This is a genomic window from Rhodococcus aetherivorans, from assembly GCF_025722975.1.
Classification (GTDB): domain Bacteria; phylum Actinomycetota; class Actinomycetes; order Mycobacteriales; family Mycobacteriaceae; genus Rhodococcus; species Rhodococcus aetherivorans.
Genome location: NZ_CP106982.1, coordinates 3,176,961 through 3,194,389, shown reverse-complemented (window position 1 = coordinate 3,194,389; position 17,429 = coordinate 3,176,961). Strand labels below are relative to the sequence as shown.

Annotated in this window: 13 protein-coding genes and 1 pseudogene; 1 reads left to right on the top strand and 13 read right to left on the bottom strand. The window is 70.5% G+C overall.

From position 1 onward, the window contains the following. Positions 1-115: 115 nt before the first annotated feature. On the bottom strand, positions 116-1,693 hold the full coding sequence (locus OCS65_RS14490; protein WP_044475965.1) for an alkaline phosphatase D family protein: 1,578 nt from the start codon (positions 1,691-1,693) through the stop codon (positions 116-118). A gap of 263 nt (positions 1,694-1,956) precedes the next feature. Between OCS65_RS14490 and OCS65_RS29865 the strand changes: the two are divergent. Beyond that, positions 1,957-2,073, top strand: a pseudogene (locus OCS65_RS29865) (hypothetical protein); the annotation flags it as partial. A 102-nt stretch (positions 2,074-2,175) separates the two neighbouring features. Here the strand turns inward: OCS65_RS29865 and nuoN are convergent. The 12 genes from nuoN to OCS65_RS14430 form a co-directional block, all read right to left on the bottom strand. Continuing rightward, on the bottom strand, positions 2,176-3,825 hold the full coding sequence (nuoN, locus tag OCS65_RS14485) for an NADH-quinone oxidoreductase subunit NuoN (protein ID WP_006936555.1): 1,650 nt from the start codon (positions 3,823-3,825) through the stop codon (positions 2,176-2,178). Beyond that, positions 3,822-5,456, bottom strand: a complete 1,635-nt coding sequence (locus OCS65_RS14480; RefSeq protein ID WP_006936557.1) for an NADH-quinone oxidoreductase subunit M — start codon at positions 5,454-5,456, stop codon at positions 3,822-3,824. The genes nuoN and OCS65_RS14480 overlap by 4 nt, the downstream gene beginning before the upstream one ends. Then, positions 5,456-7,474: an NADH-quinone oxidoreductase subunit L gene (gene nuoL / locus OCS65_RS14475; RefSeq protein WP_231772800.1), complete on the bottom strand. Its 2,019-nt coding sequence runs from the start codon at positions 7,472-7,474 to the stop codon at positions 5,456-5,458. The genes OCS65_RS14480 and nuoL overlap by 1 nt, the downstream gene beginning before the upstream one ends. Positions 7,475-7,596: 122 nt before the next feature. Further along, positions 7,597-7,896, bottom strand: coding sequence for an NADH-quinone oxidoreductase subunit NuoK (gene nuoK / locus OCS65_RS14470; protein ID WP_006930999.1), 300 nt, complete (start codon positions 7,894-7,896; stop codon positions 7,597-7,599). Next, positions 7,893-8,699 (bottom strand): NADH-quinone oxidoreductase subunit J, encoded by an 807-nt coding sequence (locus OCS65_RS14465; protein WP_170914106.1) that lies wholly within the window; start codon positions 8,697-8,699, stop codon positions 7,893-7,895. The genes nuoK and OCS65_RS14465 overlap by 4 nt, the downstream gene beginning before the upstream one ends. 33 nt (positions 8,700-8,732) lie before the next feature. After that, complete coding sequence (gene nuoI, locus OCS65_RS14460; protein ID WP_029543953.1) at positions 8,733-9,326, bottom strand: NADH-quinone oxidoreductase subunit NuoI; 594 nt, start codon at positions 9,324-9,326, stop codon at positions 8,733-8,735. After that, positions 9,319-10,734, bottom strand: coding sequence for an NADH-quinone oxidoreductase subunit NuoH (gene nuoH, locus OCS65_RS14455; protein ID WP_420833207.1), 1,416 nt, complete (start codon positions 10,732-10,734; stop codon positions 9,319-9,321). The genes nuoI and nuoH overlap by 8 nt, the downstream gene beginning before the upstream one ends. Beyond that, positions 10,727-13,198 (bottom strand): NADH-quinone oxidoreductase subunit G, encoded by a 2,472-nt coding sequence (locus OCS65_RS14450; protein ID WP_263507176.1) that lies wholly within the window; start codon positions 13,196-13,198, stop codon positions 10,727-10,729. Before OCS65_RS14450 ends, nuoH begins: the two co-directional genes overlap by 8 nt. Then, positions 13,195-14,520: an NADH-quinone oxidoreductase subunit NuoF gene (nuoF, locus tag OCS65_RS14445; RefSeq protein WP_006931004.1), complete on the bottom strand. Its 1,326-nt coding sequence runs from the start codon at positions 14,518-14,520 to the stop codon at positions 13,195-13,197. The genes OCS65_RS14450 and nuoF overlap by 4 nt, the downstream gene beginning before the upstream one ends. 1 nt (position 14,521) lies before the next feature. Continuing rightward, positions 14,522-15,385, bottom strand: a complete 864-nt coding sequence (gene nuoE / locus OCS65_RS14440; protein WP_050035311.1) for an NADH-quinone oxidoreductase subunit NuoE — start codon at positions 15,383-15,385, stop codon at positions 14,522-14,524. Then, positions 15,382-16,695 carry an NADH dehydrogenase (quinone) subunit D gene (nuoD, locus tag OCS65_RS14435; protein ID WP_006931006.1) on the bottom strand — a complete coding sequence of 438 codons (1,314 nt, stop codon included), beginning with the start codon at positions 16,693-16,695 and terminating at the stop codon, positions 15,382-15,384. Before nuoD ends, nuoE begins: the two co-directional genes overlap by 4 nt. Beyond that, entirely contained in the window at positions 16,695-17,378 is a 684-nt protein-coding gene (locus OCS65_RS14430; RefSeq protein ID WP_231386022.1) for an NADH-quinone oxidoreductase subunit C, read from the bottom strand. Before OCS65_RS14430 ends, nuoD begins: the two co-directional genes overlap by 1 nt. Positions 17,379-17,429: the final 51 nt, after the last annotated feature.

Sequence of the window (17,429 nt, the reverse complement as noted above, 5' to 3'; positions counted from 1 at the left end):
GGGACAGATGACCCGGCCATGACTCGAACCTACGTCACCGAACGTGCAGGCGACAGAAGTGCGGGCGACGAAAGGGGCCCGCCGCCGACCGGCCGAGGATCAGTGCTGAACCCCGTCAGGCCTCGGTGACACGGGGCTTCTGATCCTCGACAACAAAGCTGGCACGGGTGTGGATGGGCGCGCCCGGGCGCCGGACATAGGGAACGACGCGGAAGTCGTTTCGCCACACCTGATGATCCAGGTCGACGCGCACGTATCCACGCTGCGCGTTGAAGAACTTCATGTCGGGGTTGGCGGCCAGCAGGCGGCGCCCGGTGTCGTTCATGTCGGCGCCGTCGCCAGCTGAGGTGATCGACGTTCCCGAGAATTCCGCCGCAACGACCGGTGATTCCGGATCGGTGTAGTCCCGGCGCAAGTCGGCGACGATGTTCTGGTGACGGTCCCCGGTGATCACCACCAGATTGCGGACGCCGCGATCCGCCGCAGCGCCGAGGACGGTGTTGCGATCGGCGACGTACCCGTCCCAGGAATCGGACGACACGACCGTCTCCGGCCCGGGATCGTTGTCGGTCTGGCCCATCGCCACCTGATTGCCGATGATCTGCCAACGGACCGCCGAGTCGATGAATCCATCGATCAGCCAGTCCCGTTGCGGTGCACCCAATATCGTGCGGTCGGTGTCGAGCCGGTCGGCGCAGTTCGCGGTGACGTCCTCCCCGCAGGCCTGCCGGTCCCGATATTGCCGTGTATCGAGCATGGTGATCTGCGCGAGATCACCGAAGCGATAGCGACGGTGCAGGCGCATCCCCGGCCCGGAGGGCCGCTGCGCGAGTCGCAGCGGCTGATGCTCGTACAGCGCCTGGAAGGCAGCGGCTCGGCGCCGACGGAACAGCGCGGAGATGCGATAGATATCGATGCCCAGTCCCGGCGCATCGGCGGCCCAGTTGTTGTCGACCTCGTGATCGTCCATGGTCACAATCCAGGGAAAAGCTGCATGTGCGTCCCGCAGCGGCTGCTCCGCTTTGTACTGTGCGTAGCGCAACCGGTAGCCGGGCAGATCGACGGCTTCGTCACGGTCCACTCCCATCGACATTCCCTCACGGCCGCGCCTCCACCCGCGTTCGTAGATGTAGTCGCCCAGATGGACGACCAAATCGAGGTCCTCATCGCTCATGTGCTCGTATGCGGTGTAGAACCCCGAACTCCACGATTGACAGGAGGCGAACGCAAACCGCATCCGCGAGGTGGGTTGTCCCGGAGCAGGGGCCGTGCGGGTCCGGCCCACCGGAGAGATCGCCGAGCCGGCACGAAACCGGTAGAAGTACCAGCGAGAGGGCTCCAAGCCGTGGATCTCCGGGTGCACGCTGTGGGCGAGTTCGCGCGTCGCGACAGCCGTACCGCGCGTCACCACCTGCCGGAAGCTCTCATCGTGCGCGACTTCGTATTCGACGGTCACCGGATCCCACCCCATGCCGCCGCGCCCGCCGGGGGCAAGCGGGTCCGGTGCCAGACGGGTCCACAGGACGACACCGTCCGGTGTCGGATCTCCCGATGCCACACCGAGTACGAACGGGTCATCTCCTCGCCACCGCGGCGCCGGCAAGCGCGCGCTGCTCACCCCCGACGTACCCACCAGCACCGCAGCCGCTCCGGCCATACCGACTCGCAACACCTGCCGACGGGAGAGGGACATACACCACGGTATATCCCGGCTGCGGTCAGCGAGCCGGACGACGGGGTGCATCACTATCGAGACTGCTCCAGGCCCGCTTCGGCCGCCGGTGCCGCCCTGGCAGCCCGAACCTCACCCGCCTGCCCCCGCACCGGCGCAGTACACGTCGCTCGTCGCCCCCGGCCCCGATTGGCTGGCCGAGCGGCTGTGCGACCGACGGATCGTCCGGCTGACGGGTCGTCTCGACCACGCTCGCGCTGCTCGACACCTCCGGCGACGACCCGGTGCAGCTGTGGCCGCACGACGTCGAGGCCGACCGGCAGCAGTTGCGGGCACTGCAGCAACACCTCGCGGACGTCTGCCGGCGCCCCGTGGAAGAGATCGCCGAGAACATGCGCGCACACCGGATCCTGACCGCCGAGCAGGCCCGTGACTACGGCCTGATCGACGCGGTCGGCGGGAACCGGACGCCGCCGCGCCGCGACCGCCGGGTGACGCGGCGGTCAGCCGAGGAACACCGCGACCCGATCCGCGAGATCGAGCAGCGGCTGCGGGAAGACGCCGAGCACCACCGTCATCACCGCCCCGGCGGCGACCGCGACGGTTGTCAGCACACTGGGGACCACGACCGTCGGGGCGTCGCGGTCCGGCTCGTCGAAGAACATCAGCACGATGACGCGCACGTAGAAGTACGCCGCGATCGCGCTGCTGACCACGCCGACGATCACGAGTGGAACGGCTCCGCTGCCCGCCGCCGCCCCGAATACGGCGAACTTACTGACGAACCCGCTCGTGAGCGGGATGCCGGCGAACGCGAGGAGGAACAGGGCGAAGACCGCGCCGACGAGGGGTGAGCGCCGGCCGAGCCCCGCCCAGCGGGACATGTGGGTCGCCTCCCCGAGATCGTCGCGGACCAGGGTCACCACGGCGAACGCGCCGAGGGTGCTGAATCCGTAGGCGAACAGGTAGAACATCGTCGACGCCAGCCCCGCCCGGTCGGCGGCGATCAGGCCGGTGAGGATGAAGCCGGCGTGGGCGACCGACGAGTAGGCCAGCATCCGCTTCACGTCGTTCTGCGTCACGGCCAGCACCGATCCCGCCACCATCGTCAGGATCGCGACGCCCCACAGCAGGGGACGCCAGTCGTCGCGCAGCCCGGGCAGCGCCACGTAGAACACCCGCAGCATCGCGCCGAACGCCGCGACCTTGGTGGCCGCCGCCATGAAGGCGGTGATCGGTGTGGGCGCCCCCTGATAGACGTCGGGGATCCACGAGTGGAACGGCACCGCCCCGATCTTGAACAGCAGGCCCACCGCGAGCATCGCCGCGCCGATCAATGCCAGTGTGTCCCCGTCCGCGCGGCCCGCGACGGCGTCGGCGATGCCCGCCAACCGGACCGTGCCCGCGTAGCCGTACAGCAGCGCCACGCCGAAGAGGAAGAAGGCCGAGGAGAACGCGCCGAGCAGGAAGTACTTCAGTGCCGATTCCTGCGAGAGCAGGCGCTGCCGCCGGGCCAGGCCGCACAGCAGGTACAGGGGCAGCGACAGGACCTCGAGCGCGATGAACATCGTGAGCAGGTCGTTCGAGGCCGGGAACAGCAGCATCCCGCCGACCGCGAACAGCACCAACGGGAAGACCTCGGTCTGCGACATCCCCACCGCGGCGGCCTCGCGCTCGGCGAGGCTGCCCGGCACCGCGGACGCCTGCGGGGCGAATGCGTCGGCACCGCCGGCGCCCGTCGCCGCCGCCGCGCCCGGTCCCCCCGCAGTGGCGGCGTGGGCGCCCGGCTCGATTCCGCGTTCGGCGACGAGCAGCACCGCGAGGATCGAGACGAGCAGGATGGTGCCCTGCAGGAACAGAGTGGGCCCGTCGACCGCCACCGCGTCCACCGCGGCGGTGTACCCGGGCGCGGCCTCGGCGGAGAAGTCCAGCCCCGCGGCGAGCACGACGACGGCCACGAACGCGGCCACGAGACCGCCGAGCGCGAGCAGCAGCTGGCTCGCGTACCGGCCGCGGCGGGGAACGAACGCCTCGACGAGCACTGCGGCGACGGCCACCCCGAACACGATCAGCATGGGAGAGAGCGGGCCGTATTCGAGGTCGGGGGCCGGAATCGCCTGAGCGAGAACGGTGGTGCCGTCCGAGAGAGTCACCTGTGCGTCCCTCCGTGAGTGTCGGGCCCGGTCCCGCCGCCCGCGACGGGCTCGGCCGGCGCGGGCGGCGCCGGATCGGGCTGGTCGACCGTGACCAGGACCCGGCTCACCGCCGGGGTGATCACGTCGAGGGCGGGTTTCGGATACACGCCCAGGACGAGGAGCAACGCGATGAGCGGCACCACGACGGCTAGTTCGCGGGGCACCAGATCGGACACGTGCTCGTTGCCGTCGGTGACCGGTCCGGTCATCATGCGCTGGTACAGCCACAGCACGTAGATCGCCGAGAGGACGAGTGCGAGCACTGCGAACACGGCAGCGACCTGGTAACGCGGATACGTGCCGATCAGCACCAGGAATTCGCTGACGAACGGCGCCAGGCCGGGAAGGGACAGGGTCGCCAGTCCCGCGACGAGGAACGTGCCGGCCAGGACGGGGGCGACCTTGCGGACGCCACCGTAGGCGGCGATCGCGCGGGATCCCCGCCGGGAGACGAGGAACCCGGCGATCAGGAACAGCGCCGCGGTGGAGATGCCGTGGTTGACCATGTACAGCGTCGAACCGGCCTGCCCCTGGCTGGTCATCGCGAAGATGCCGAGGATGATGAACCCGAAGTGCGAGATGGAGGTGTAGGCGATCAGGCGCATCACGTCCGTCTGGCCGATGGCGACCGCCGCGCCGTAGACGATGCCGATCACCGCGAGCGTGACGATCACCGGCGCGAAGTACACCGACGACTCGGGAAACAGCTGCAGGCAGTAGCGCAGCATGCCGAACGTGCCGACCTTGTCGACCACGGCCATCATCAGCACCGCCCCGGCCGGGGTGGCCTGCACCGCGGCGCCGGGGAGCCAGGTGTGGAACGGCCACAACGGTGCCTTCACTGCGAAGGCGAACATGAAGCCGAGGAACAGCGCGTGGAGCACCACGGCGTCGGCGCCGAGACCGCCGCCGGTCACGGCGGCGACGATGTCCCGGAAGTCGAAGGTGCCGGCGCCCTGCCGGGCGGTGACCACGTACAGCCCGATGACTGCGGCCAGCATGATCAATCCGCCGAACAGGTTGTAGAGCAGGAACTTCACCGCCGCGCGGGAGCGCTGCGTGCGGTCCCCGAGACGATCCCCGAATCCTCCGATGAGGAAGTACATCGGGATGAGCATCGCTTCGAAGAAGATGTAGAACAGCAGCACGTCGAGGGCGGTGAACGACACCATCACCATCGCCTCGACCGTCAGCATCAGCGCCATGTACAGCTGCGTGGTGCGCCGCGGCGCGGATCCCCGAGCGGTCGCGACGGACTCGGCCTGGGTCGCGTCGTTCCAGCCCGCCAGCATCAGCAGCGGAAGCAGCACCGCGGTCAGCAGCACCAGCACGAGCGCGATACCGTCCACGCCCAGCGTGTATCGGGTGCCCAGGGCCGGAATCCACTCGTGGGATTCGACGAACTGGTACTGCTCACCTGCCGGATCGAATCCGACCGCCAGTGCGCAGGCCAGTACGAGCACCACGGCCGCGACCGCCAGCGCCGTCGTCTTGGCGAGGCTTCGCATGCGGGCGGGAAGCGCCAGCACGACGACGGCACCGACGAGCGGAACCACCCACAGGGTCGTCAACCAGGGAAAGTCGTCCACTACAGCCTCCCCAGCACCATCGTCGCGACCACGACGGCCGCGCCTACCAACATGGACAAGCCGTAGGACCGCACGAAACCGGTCTGCAGGTGCCGCATCCGGGCGGACAGCGCGCCGACCGTGGCGGAGATCCCGTCGACCGCGCCGTCGACGCCCTTGTCGTCGACGGTCACCAGGGTCGAGGTCAGGGACCGTCCGGGCCGCATGAACGCCGCCTCGTTGACCGCGTCGCCGTAGAGATCCCTGCGGGCGGCGACGGTGAACACCGATACCTCGGCGGGGGCGACCTCGGGAATGTCGCGCCGAGCGTACTGCCGGTAGGCCACCGCGGCACCGGCGAGCACGACGGCGAGGGTGAGGGCGGTGGTCACCCACACCGGCAGCAGGTGTTCGGCCTCGTACGTCCCCACCACCGGCTCGAGCCAGTTCTGCAGCGCTCCCCCCAGGCTGAGCGCAGCACCGGCGCCGACCGAACCCACGGCCAGCACGATCATGGGCACCGTCATCACGGCCGGCGCCTCGTGGGGATGGACGTCGGCGGCCCAGCGACGCCGGCCGAAGAAGGTCATCAGCATCACCCGCGTCATGTAGAACGCGGTGATGCCGGCACCGAGCAGGGCGGCCGTCCCGAGGACGACGCCTTCGGCGCCGCCCGCTCCGAAGGCGGCCTCGATGATCTTGTCCTTGGAGAAGAAGCCGGCGAACGGCGGGATGCCGATGATCGCGAGGTAGCCGAGGCCGAAGGTGACGAACGTGACGGGCATGACGGTGCGCAGGCCGCCGTAGCGGCGCATGTTCACCTCGTCGTTCATCCCGTGCATCACCGATCCGGCACCGAGGAACAGTCCGGCCTTGAAGAAGCCGTGGGTGAGCAGGTGCATAATCGCGAAGGCGTACCCGGCGGGACCGAGGCCGGCGGCGAGGACCATGTAGCCGATCTGGCTCATCGTCGACGCGGCGAGCGCCTTCTTGATGTCGTCCTTGGCGCAGCCGATGACGGCCCCGAACAGCAGGGTCACCGCGCCCACGAGCACGACGGCGAGTTGCGCGGTGGGGGCGAGGTCGAAGATCGCATCGGACCGGACGATCAGGTAGACGCCCGCGGTGACCATGGTGGCGGCGTGGATCAGCGCCGACACCGGTGTCGGGCCTTCCATCGCGTCACCGAGCCAGGACTGCAGCGGCACCTGCGCGGACTTGCCGCAGGCGGCGAGCAGCAGCACGAGGCCGAGTGCGGTGAGCACGCCGTCGCGCGCACCCTCGGCCCCGCCGAAGACGTCGTCGAAGGTGACGGAACCGAACGTCGCGAACATGATCATCATGGCGACGGCCAGGCCCATGTCGCCGACGCGGTTGACGACGAACGCCTTCTTCGCGGCGGTTGCGGCGGACGGCTTGTACTGCCAGAACCCGATGAGCAGGTACGAGGCGAGACCGACACCCTCCCAGCCCACGTACAGGCCGAGGTAGTTGTCGGCAAGGACGAGCAGCAGCATCGCCGCAAGGAAGAGGTTGAGGTAGGCGAAGAACAACCGGCGCCCGGGAGCGGCGGAGCGACCCGACGAACCCGGAGCGGAGCCGGCGGAGCGACCCGACGAACCCGGAGCGGAGCCGGCGGAGCGACCCGACGCATCCGGAGCGGAGCCGGCGGAGCGACCCGAGGGGTCGGGGCCGTGTGCCATGTACCCGACCGAGTAGATGTGGATGAGTGAGCCGACGCCGGTGATCAGCAGCACGAAGCACATCGACAGCTGGTCGAGCTGGAGCCCGAAGTCGATCTGCAGGCCCGCCACCGGTATCCATTCGAAGAGGCTCTGGTTCACGGCACGGTCGGCGGCGTCGCGGCCGAGCATGTCGACGAAGAGGGCGACCCCGAGCGCGAACGAGGCGAGTGCGGTCGCGCATCCGAGCAGGTGTCCCCACGTGTCGCTGCGCCGGCCGGCCAGCAGCAGCACGGCCGCGCCGAGCAGCGGCAGTGCAGGCAGCAGCCAGACGGTGGACGAGATTCCGCCGTTCATGCCGGTCCGCCCGTCGGGGCGCCGCCGGCGCGGGCCGTCGTCTCGGGCACGGTAGTCTCGGGCGCGGTCGTCTCGGGCACAGTCTCCTCCTCGTGCGTGTGCGGACGGGCTGTCCGGGGTCGTCAGTACTTCAGGAGGTTGGCGTCGTCGACGGACACCGAACGCCGGGCGCGGAAGATGGTCATGATGATCGCCAGGCCGACGACGACCTCGGCGGCGGCGACGACCATGGTGAAGAACGCGATGACCTGACCGTCGAGGTTGCCGTGCATGCGGGCGAACGTGACGAAGGCCAGGTTCGCCGCGTTGAGCATGAGCTCGATGCACATGAACACGACGATCGCGTTGCGGCGCAGCAGGACACCGGCCGCACCGATGGTGAACAACAGGGCGGACAGGTACAGGTAGTTCTCGGGGTTCACCGCGATCCCTCCTCACCGGACGAGCCGCGTCGGGGTGCGTCGCCCGCGCGTGGGCCGGCTGCTCCGTCGGCGGACATCGCCCGCCGCCGGAGCACCTCGCTGACCGACAGGTCCGAGTACGATCCGTCGGGCAGCCGGGCCGGCACGTCGACCGCGTTGTGGCGGGCGTAGACCCCGGGACTCGGCAGCGGGGTGGCGCGGCCGCCGGCGCGGAAGCGTTCCTGCGACAGTTCCTGCTGGGTCTTGCGCAGCCCGAAGCGTTCCCGATGGGCGAGGACCATGGCGCCGATCGTGGCGGTGATCAGCAGGGCTCCGGTGAGTTCGAACGCCCAGACGTACCGTACGAAGATCAGCTCGGCCAGGCCGGCGATGTTGCCTGCGGCGTTCGCGTCGTCGAGGCCGGCGAACTCCCCGACGGCGGCGTTGCCGAGACCGCCGACGAGCAGCAGCCCGAATCCGAGGCCGGCCGCGATCGCGGCGACCCGCTGGCCGCGCAGGGTCTCGACGAGCGCGTCGGAGGAATCGACGCCGACGAGCATGACCACGAACAGGAACAGCATCATGACCGCCCCCGTGTACACCACGATCTGCACGACGCCGAGGAACAACGCGTCCTGGGCGATGTAGAACACCGCGAGGATGATCATGGTGACGGCGAGGAACATCGCCGAGTACACGGCCTTGGTCGCGGTGACGACGCCCAGTGCGCCGATCACCGCGAGTGTTCCGAGGATCCAGAACAGCACGGCCTCACCGGTGGACGTGCGGGTGAAGGCCTCGGCCGCCAGCAGCGCCGGAGTCATCGGGTCCATCGAGACCACTCCCCTCTCCGCCGGTCACGCCACATCGCGGCCGCCTCGCGGCTGCGTCGGTTCCCGGTCGGCTTCGACGGTTCCGTCGGCGGCCGACGTGGTGCCGGGCGCGGCCTCGGTCACCGTGCCGAGGTAGTAGTCCTCGTCCGTCGTGCCCGGGTACATGTCGTGGGGCGGGGCGGCCATGCCGGGCGCGAGCGGCGCGAGCAGCCTGGTCTTGTCGTAGATCAGGTCGGTCCGGTTGTCGTCGGCCATCTCGTACTCGTTGGTCATGGTCAACGCCCGCGTCGGGCAGGCCTCGATGCACAGCCCGCACCCGATGCACCGCAGGTAGTTGATCTGGTAGACGCGTCCGTAGCGCTCCCCCGGCGAGTATCGCTCGGTGTCGGTGTTGTCCGCACCCTCGACGTAGATGGCGTCGGCGGGGCACGCCCAGGCACACAGTTCGCACCCGATGCACTTCTCCAGTCCGTCGGGATGGCGGTTGAGCTGATGTCGGCCGTGGTAGCGCGGTGCGGTCGGTTCCTTCTGCTCGGGGTAGCGCTCGGTCTGGGCCTTGTGGAACATCGCCCTGAAGGTCACTCCGAATCCCGCGATGGGATCGAGGAAGTCAGGCATCGCGGTTCTCCTCGGTGGTCGGATCGGAACGGCGCCCGGCGCCGCCCTCGGCGGCTGCGGCGACGGGGGTGCGTCGCCGCCGCGGCGGCAGCGTCTGGCCGGGCAGCGGCGGGACGGGGAAGCCCCCGGCCATCGGGTCGAACGGCTCGGCGGTCGCCGCAACCGGAGGGGCCGCCGTCCCGCCGGGGGTCCCGGTGGGCCGGGGGCGGCCGGCGCGCATGCGGTTCCACATGAGCGACGGCACCGCCAGGGCGACGACGACACCCGCCGCGGCGAGGACGAACTGCCACCGGTCCAGGCCCTCCGTGCGCAGGACGCGGATCACGGCGACGACCATGATCCAGGCGAGCGCCACCGGAATCAGCACTTTCCAGCCCAGGTTCATGAACTGGTCGTACCGCAGCCGGGGCAGTGTGCCGCGCAACCATACGAACAGGAACAGGAATCCCCACACCTTGAGGACGAACCACAGCAGCGGCACCCAGCCGGAGTTCGCGCCCTCCCACATGTTCAGCGGCCACGGCGCGCGCCAGCCGCCGAGGAACAGGGTGGTGGCCAGCGCCGAGACCGTCACCATGTTGACGTACTCGGCGAGCATGAACATCGCGAACTTCAGCGACGAGTACTCCGTGTGGAAGCCGCCGACGAGTTCGCCCTCGGCTTCGGGCAGGTCGAACGGTGCCCGGTTGGTCTCGCCGACCATCGCCGTGACGTAGATCAGGAACGAGGGCAGGAGCAGGAAGACGTACCAGACGCCGTCCTGGGCGGCGACGATGCCGGAGGTGGACAGCGTGCCCGACAGCAGGAAGACGGCCGCGAACGAGAGGGCCATCGCGATCTCGTAGGAGATCACCTGCGCCGTCGAGCGCAGACCGCCCAGCAGCGGGTAGGTGGACCCGGACGCCCAGCCGGCGAGCACGATGCCGTAGACGCCGATCGAGGTGGCCGCGAGGATGTACAGCACGGCCACGGACAGGTCCGTCAACTGCAGCGGCGTGCGCTGGCCGAACACGGAGACCACCGGCCCGAGCGGGATGACGGCGAACGCCATGAACGCCGGCACTGTCGCGATGATCGGCGCGAGGACGTAGATGGGTTTGTCCACGCCCGCGGGCACGATGCCCTCCTTCAGGGCGAGTTTGACGCCGTCGGCGAGGCTCTGCAGCAACCCGCGCGGGCCCACCCGGTTCGGGCCGACCCGCATCTGCATGCGCGCCAGGATCTTTCGCTCCGCAAGAATCGCGACGAGCACCGTCAACACCAGGAAGGCGAAGACGGCCACCGCCTTGACGACGACCAGCCACCACGGATCCTGACCGAACGACGCCGGATCGGGGTACCCGGACTGCGCCGACAGGGCACCGGGAACCGGCACCGCCGCGGCGCCGAACAGAACGGCGTCACTCATCGGTCACCTCCTGCGACCGGGCGTCGCCCCGGCGGATCCGGACGGTATCCCCCACGGACGCGGCCAGTTGCCGATGCACCGCGCATCCCGGCGAATTGAGCGGCACCCACACGACCCGGTCGGGCATGTCGGCGATCGCCAAGGGCAGCGTGATCGAGCCCCGGTCCGTCGCGACGGTCACCGGATCCCCGGCGTCGGCGCCGATCTCGGCGGCGGTGACGGCGGACAGCCGGGCCACCGGCCGGCGGGCGGTCCCGGCGAGATGCGGTTCGCCGTCCTGCATCCGTCCGCGGTCGAGGAGCATCCGCCATCCCGCGAGCACCGCCTCACCGGGGCCCGGCTGCGGGCGGTCCCGCGGCGCGACGTCCGGCGGACCGGCAGGTGCGCCGTCCCAGGAACCCAGCGCCACGAGCTCGTCGAGAGCCGCCGCGGCGTCGACGAGGCCGAGGCGGACGCCCATCTCGTCGGCGATCGCGCCGAGGACCCGCTGATCCGGCAGGGCGCCGGTGTTGCGCAACGCGGCGGCGAAGGGGCGCGCCCGGCCCTCCCAATCGAGGAAGGTTCCCGGTTTCTCCACCGCGGGTGCGACGGGGAAGACGACGTCGGCCCGGTCGGTGATCGCGCTGCGCCGCAGTTCCAGGCTGACGACGAAGCCGGCGGCGTCGACCGCGGCGACAGCGGCGTGCGGGTCGGGCAGGTCGTCGACGTCGACCCCGCCGATCACCAGGGCTCCGAGCGTGCCCGACGCGGCGTCGGCGAGGATCTGCGCCGTGTCCCGGCCGGCGGACGGCGGCAGGTCCGGCACGCCCCAGACGGCGGCGACCTGGCGTCGGGCGTCGGCGTCGGTGACCGGTCGGGCGCCGGGCAGAAGTCCCGGCAGGGTCCCGGCCTCCAGCGCACCGCGTTCACCGGCCCGCCGCGGGATCCACGCCAGCCGCGCGCCGGTGTCGTCGGCGAGACGGCCGACGGCCGACAACGCCCCCGGCACCGCGGCCAGCCGCTCCCCCACCAGGACGACCGCACCGGGTCGGCGCAGGAGCTCGGCGGTCTCCGCTTCGTCCCGGTGTCCGGGCCGACCGGCGAGGCGGAGGGTGTCGAGCAGGTCCGGTTCGGCGCCCGGGACGGCCGGCAGGAGCCGGCCGGACAGCTTCTCGAGGCCACGGCTCGCGAACGGTGCGATCGCGCGCACCGCCAGCCCCCGCCTGCGGACCGCCTTGCGCAGCCGCAGGAACACGATGGGCGACTCGTCCTCGGGCTCGAATCCGGCGAGCAGCACCGCGGGGGCGTTCTCGAGGTCGTCGTAGGTCACGGCGCCGGCGCCGGGCCACCGGCCGGCGACCCGGGCCGCCAGGAATTGTGCCTCCTCCGCGGAATGCGGACGCGACCGGAAGTCGATGTCGTTGGTGTCCAGGCCGATACGCGCGAACTTGCCGTACGCGTACGCGTCCTCGACGGTGACGCGGCCGCCGACGAGCACGCCGGTACGGCCGCGCGCGGCGGTGAGGCCGCGGGCGGCGACCCGCAGGGCGTCGCGCCACGAGGCGGGTGCGAGCGTGCCGTCGTCGCCCCGGACCAACGGGGTGGTGAGGCGGTCGGGCTGGGTGGCGTAGGTGAAGGCCCACCGGCCCTTGTCGCAGTTCCATTCCTCGTTGACCTGCGGGTCGTCACCGGCCAGCCGGCGCAGCACCGTGCCGCGCCGGTGGTCGGTGCGCTGGGCGCAGCCGCTGGCACAGTGTTCGCACACGCTCGGGCTCGACACCAGGTCGAACGGCCGGGCGCGGAACCGGTAGGCCGCCCCCGTGAGCGCGCCGACCGGGCAGATCTGCACGGTGTTGCCGGAGAAGTAGGACTCGAACGGTTCCTTCTCGTAGATGCCGACCTGCTGCAGGGCGCCGCGTTCCATCAGTTCGATGAAGGGGTCGCCGGCGATCTGCTGGGAGAACCGTGTGCACCGGGCGCAGAGCACGCATCGCTCGCGGTCCAGGAGGATCTGCGAGGAGAGCGAGATCGGTTTGGGGAACGTGCGTTTGACCTCGGTGAAGCGGGACTCGGCACGCCCGTTCGACATTGCCTGGTTCTGCAGGGGACATTCGCCGCCCTTGTCGCAGACCGGGCAGTCCAGCGGATGGTTGATCAACAGCAGCTCCATCACGCCCTTCTGCGCCTTGTCGGCCACAGGCGACGTCAGCTGCGTGTGCACGACCATGCCGTCCGTCACCGGGGTTGTGCACGAGGCGACGGGCTTGCGCTGGCCCTCCACGTCGACCAGGCACTGGCGGCACGCGCCGACGGGTTCGAGCAGCGGGTGGTCGCAGAATCGGGGAATCTGGACGCCGAGCAGTTCCGCGGCGCGGATGACGAGGGTGCCCTTCGGGACGCTGATCTCGACGCCGTCGACGACGACGGTCACCAGATCGGGCGGGGTCGGCAGGCCGGTGGTGTCGTGGTTGGTGTGGACGCTCATCGCGTACCCCCGTCGTTCGGTCGGCCCGCACCGGCCCCCGCCATGAGGGTGGACAGGTGCGGGTCGAACGGGCAGCCGCCGTGCTCGAAGTGCGCCAGGTACTCGTCGCGGAAGTATTTGATCGACGACGTGATGGGGCTGGTCGCGCCGTCGCCGAGTGCGCAGAACGACCTGCCGAGGATGTTGTCGGAGAGGTCGAGCAGCTTGTCCAGGTCGGCTCCGGTTCCGTCGCCTCGCTCGAGCCGCCGCAGGATCTGCACCAGCCAGTAGGTGCCCTCCCGGCACGGTGTGCACTTGCCGCACGACTCGTGCGCGTAGAACTCGGTCCAGCGCAGCACCGCGCGCACCACGCAGGTGGTCTCGTCGAAGATCTGCAGTGCCTTGGTGCCCAGCATGGAGCCGGCCCCGGCGACGCCTTCGTAGTCGAGCGGGACGTCGAGGTGCTCGTCGGTGAAGAGCGGCGTCGACGAGCCGCCGGGGGTCCAGAACTTCAGCCGGTGCCCGGCCCGCACGCCGCCCGCGTAGTCGAGCAGTTCCCGCAGGGTGATTCCCAGGGGCGCCTCGTACTGGCCGGGTGTCGTCACGTGACCGGACAGGGAGTAGAGCGTGAAGCCCGGTGACTTCTCGGTGCCCATGGAGCGGAACCACTCGATCCCGTTGTGGAGGATCGACGGCACGCTCGCGATCGACTCGACGTTGTTGACGACCGTCGGGCGCGCGTACAGGCCCGCGACGGCGGGGAACGGCGGGCGCAGCCGGGGCTGGCCGCGTCGGCCCTCGAGGGAATCCAGCAGCGCGGTCTCCTCACCGCAGATGTACGCCCCGGCGCCGGCGTGCACGACGAGTTCGAGGTCGTAGCCGCTGCCGAGGATGTCGCGGCCGAGGAAGCCCGCGGCGTAGGCCTCGGCGACCGCGGCCTGCAGCCGGCGCAGCACCGGCACCACCTCGCCGCGGACGTAGACGAAGGCGTGCGCGGCGCGGATGGCGTACGCCGCGATGACGGCGCCTTCGACGAGCGCGTGCGGTGTGGCCAGCAGCAGGGGCATGTCCTTGCAGGTGCCCGGCTCGGATTCGTCGGCGTTGACCACCAGGTAGTGGGGTTTGCCGTCACCCTGGGGGATGAAGCTCCACTTCACGCCGGTGGCGAAGCCGGCGCCGCCGCGGCCGCGCAGGCCCGCCTCCTTGACGGTGGCGATCACCTCGTCCGGGGGCATGCGCAGTGCCTTGCGCAGGCCCTCGTATCCGTCGTGGCGGCGGTAGGTATCGAGTGTCCAGGACTCGGGCTCGTCCCAGTACCGGCTCAGGACAGGGGTCAACGGCACGTCAGCCTCCTTCGGATCGGGGTCCGGCGACCGGGCCCGGGTCGGAGGACTGTTCCGGCTCCGGCGCGGGGGCCCGCATGCCCCGCTCACGGGCGATGCGCAGGCCCGCGAGCGATGCCGCACCCGCGCTGCCGCCCGCCGCCAGGGCGCCGGGACGCTCGTCCGGGAACCCGGCGAGGATGCGGGCGGTCTGCCGGAAGGTGCACAGCGGTGCGCCCCGGGTGGGCGTGACGGGGCGGCCGGCGCGCAGGTCGTCGACGAGCGCGCGGGCCGAGTCCGGGGTCTGGTGGTCGAAGAACTCCCAGTTGACCATCACGACGGGTGCGAAGTCGCAGGCGGCGTTGCATTCGAGGTGCTCGAGGGTGATGGTGCCGGCCTCGGTGGCGTCGCCGGCGGCGTCCTCCGCGGTGCCGGCGGCTGCGGTGCGCAGCCCGAGGTGTCCCTCGAGCGCTTCGAGGATCTCGTCGCCGCCCATGATCGCGCACAGGGTGTTGGTGCAGACGCCGACGAGGTAGTCGCCGGTGGGCTCGCGCCGGTACATGGAGTAGAACGTGGCCACCGCGCCGACCTCGGCGCCGGTGAGCCCGAGCCGGTCGGCGCAGAACTCGACGCCGGCCGGGGTGATGTACCCGTCCTCGGACTGCACCAGGTGCAGCAGCGGCAGCAGGGCGGAGCGTGGCTGCGGGTAGCGGCCGATGATCTCCGCGGCGTCGGTCTCGAGGCGGGCCCGCACGTCCGCCGGGTACCGCTCGCGGGCGCCCGGCCGCACCAATCGGGTCCGCTCCTCGGGTCGTGGGCCGAATTGGATGAACACCGGGCCGGGGGCCGGGTCCGGCTCGATCGCTACTCGCTGCTCCTGCGTCAACGGTCCACTCCCCCCATCACGGGATCGATGCTGGCGACCGCGGCGATGACGTCGGCGACCATGCCGCCCTCGCACATCGCGGACACCGCTTGCAGGTTCGTGAAGGACGGGTCCCGGAAGTGCACCCGGTACGGCCGGGTGCCGCCGTCGCTGACCATGTGCACGCCCAGTTCCCCGCGCGGGGACTCGACGGCGGTGTACACCTGGCCGGGTGGGACGCGGAAACCCTCGGTGACGAGCTTGAAGTGGTGGATCAGGCCCTCCATCGAGTTGCCCATGATCTTCCGGATGTGCTCCGGGGAGTTACCGAGACCGTCCGCGCCGAGGGACAGGTCGGCCGGCCACGCGATCTTCTTGTCCTCCACCATGACCGGCCCGGGTCGCAGCCGGTCGAGACACTGCTCGACGATCCTGATCGACTGCTTCATCTCGTCGATCCGGATCAGGTAGCGGCCGTAGGCGTCGCATCCGGTGTCGGTGCACACGTCGAACTCGTAGGTGTCGTAGCCGCAGTACGGTTGCGACTTGCGCAGGTCGTGCGGCAGGCCGGTCGAGCGCAGGACGGGGCCGGTGATGCCGAGGGCCATGCAGCCGGTCAGGTCGAGGTAGCCGATGCCCTGGGTGCGGGCCTTCCAGATGTGGTTCTCATTGAGCAGGTCCGCCATGTCCCGCAGCCGCCGGGGCAGCAGGTCGAGCAGGTCGCGGATCTTCTCGACCGCCCCGGCCGGCAGGTCCTGCGCGAGCCCGCCCGGACGGATGTAGGCGTGGTTCATGCGCAGACCGGTGATCGTCTCGAACACGTCGAGGATCAGTTCCCGCTCCCGGAAACCGAGGAACATCGCGGTCATCGCGCCGAGTTCCATGCCGCCGGTGGCCAGGGCGACGAGGTGCGAGGAGATCCGGTTGAGCTCCATGAGCAGCACGCGGATCACGGTGGCCCGTTCGGGGATCGCGTCGGTGATGTCGAGCAGCTTCTCGACGCCGAGGCAGTAGGCGGTCTCGTTGAAGAACGGCGACAGGTAGTCCATCCGGGTGACGAAGGTGACGCCCTGGGTCCAGGTGCGGTATTCGAGGTTCTTCTCGATGCCGGTGTGCAGGTAGCCGATTCCGCAGCGGGCCTCGGTGACGGTCTCGCCCTCGATCTCGAGCACGAGCCGCAGGACGCCGTGGGTCGACGGGTGCTGGGGCCCCATGTTGACCACGATGCGTTCGTCGCCGCGGTCGGCGGCCGAGGCGCGGGCGGCCTCGACGATGCTGTCCCAGTCCTCGCCGACGACGGTGTGGACCGGCCCCTCGGTGATGTCGGTCATCAGCTGTACGCCCTCCGCTCGTCGGGCGGCGGGATCTCCGCCCCGTGGTACTCGACGGGGATGCCGCCGAGCGGATAGTCCTTGCGTTGCGGATGCCCCGACCAGTCGTCGGGCATCTCGATGCGGGTCAGCGACGGGTGGCCGTCGAACACGATCCCGAAGAAGTCGTAGGTCTCGCGCTCGTGCCAGTCGTTGGTCGGATACACCCCGTACAGCGACGGGATGTGGGGGTCGGCGTCCGGGGCCGACACCTCGAGCCGGATGCGGCGGTTGTGGGTGATCGACATGAGCGGGTACACCGCGTGCAGTTCGCGGCCGGTGTCCTGCGGGTAGTGCGCCCCGTCGACGCCGAGGCACAGTTCGAAGCGCAGGTCCGGTTCGTCGCGCAACCGCCGGGCCACCTCGGGAAGGTGCTCGCGACGGACGTGGAAGGTCAGCTCACCGCGGTGGACGACGACCTTCTCGATCGCCGCCTCGACATCCACCCCGGACTCGGTGACGGCGGCGTGCAGGGCGTCGGCCACGTCGTCGAAGTACCCGCCGTACGGGCGCGGGGTGCTCCCGGGCAGGGTCACCGGGCGTACGAGCCGCCCGTAGCCGGAGGTGTCGCCGCTGCCGCGGACCCCGAACATGCCCGTGCGGACGCCGATCACCTCGGCGCCGCCGTCGGGCCGCGCCGGCAGCGTTCCCTCGGGGCCGGTGGTGGCCGCCCGGTCCACCGGCAGTGCGGTGTC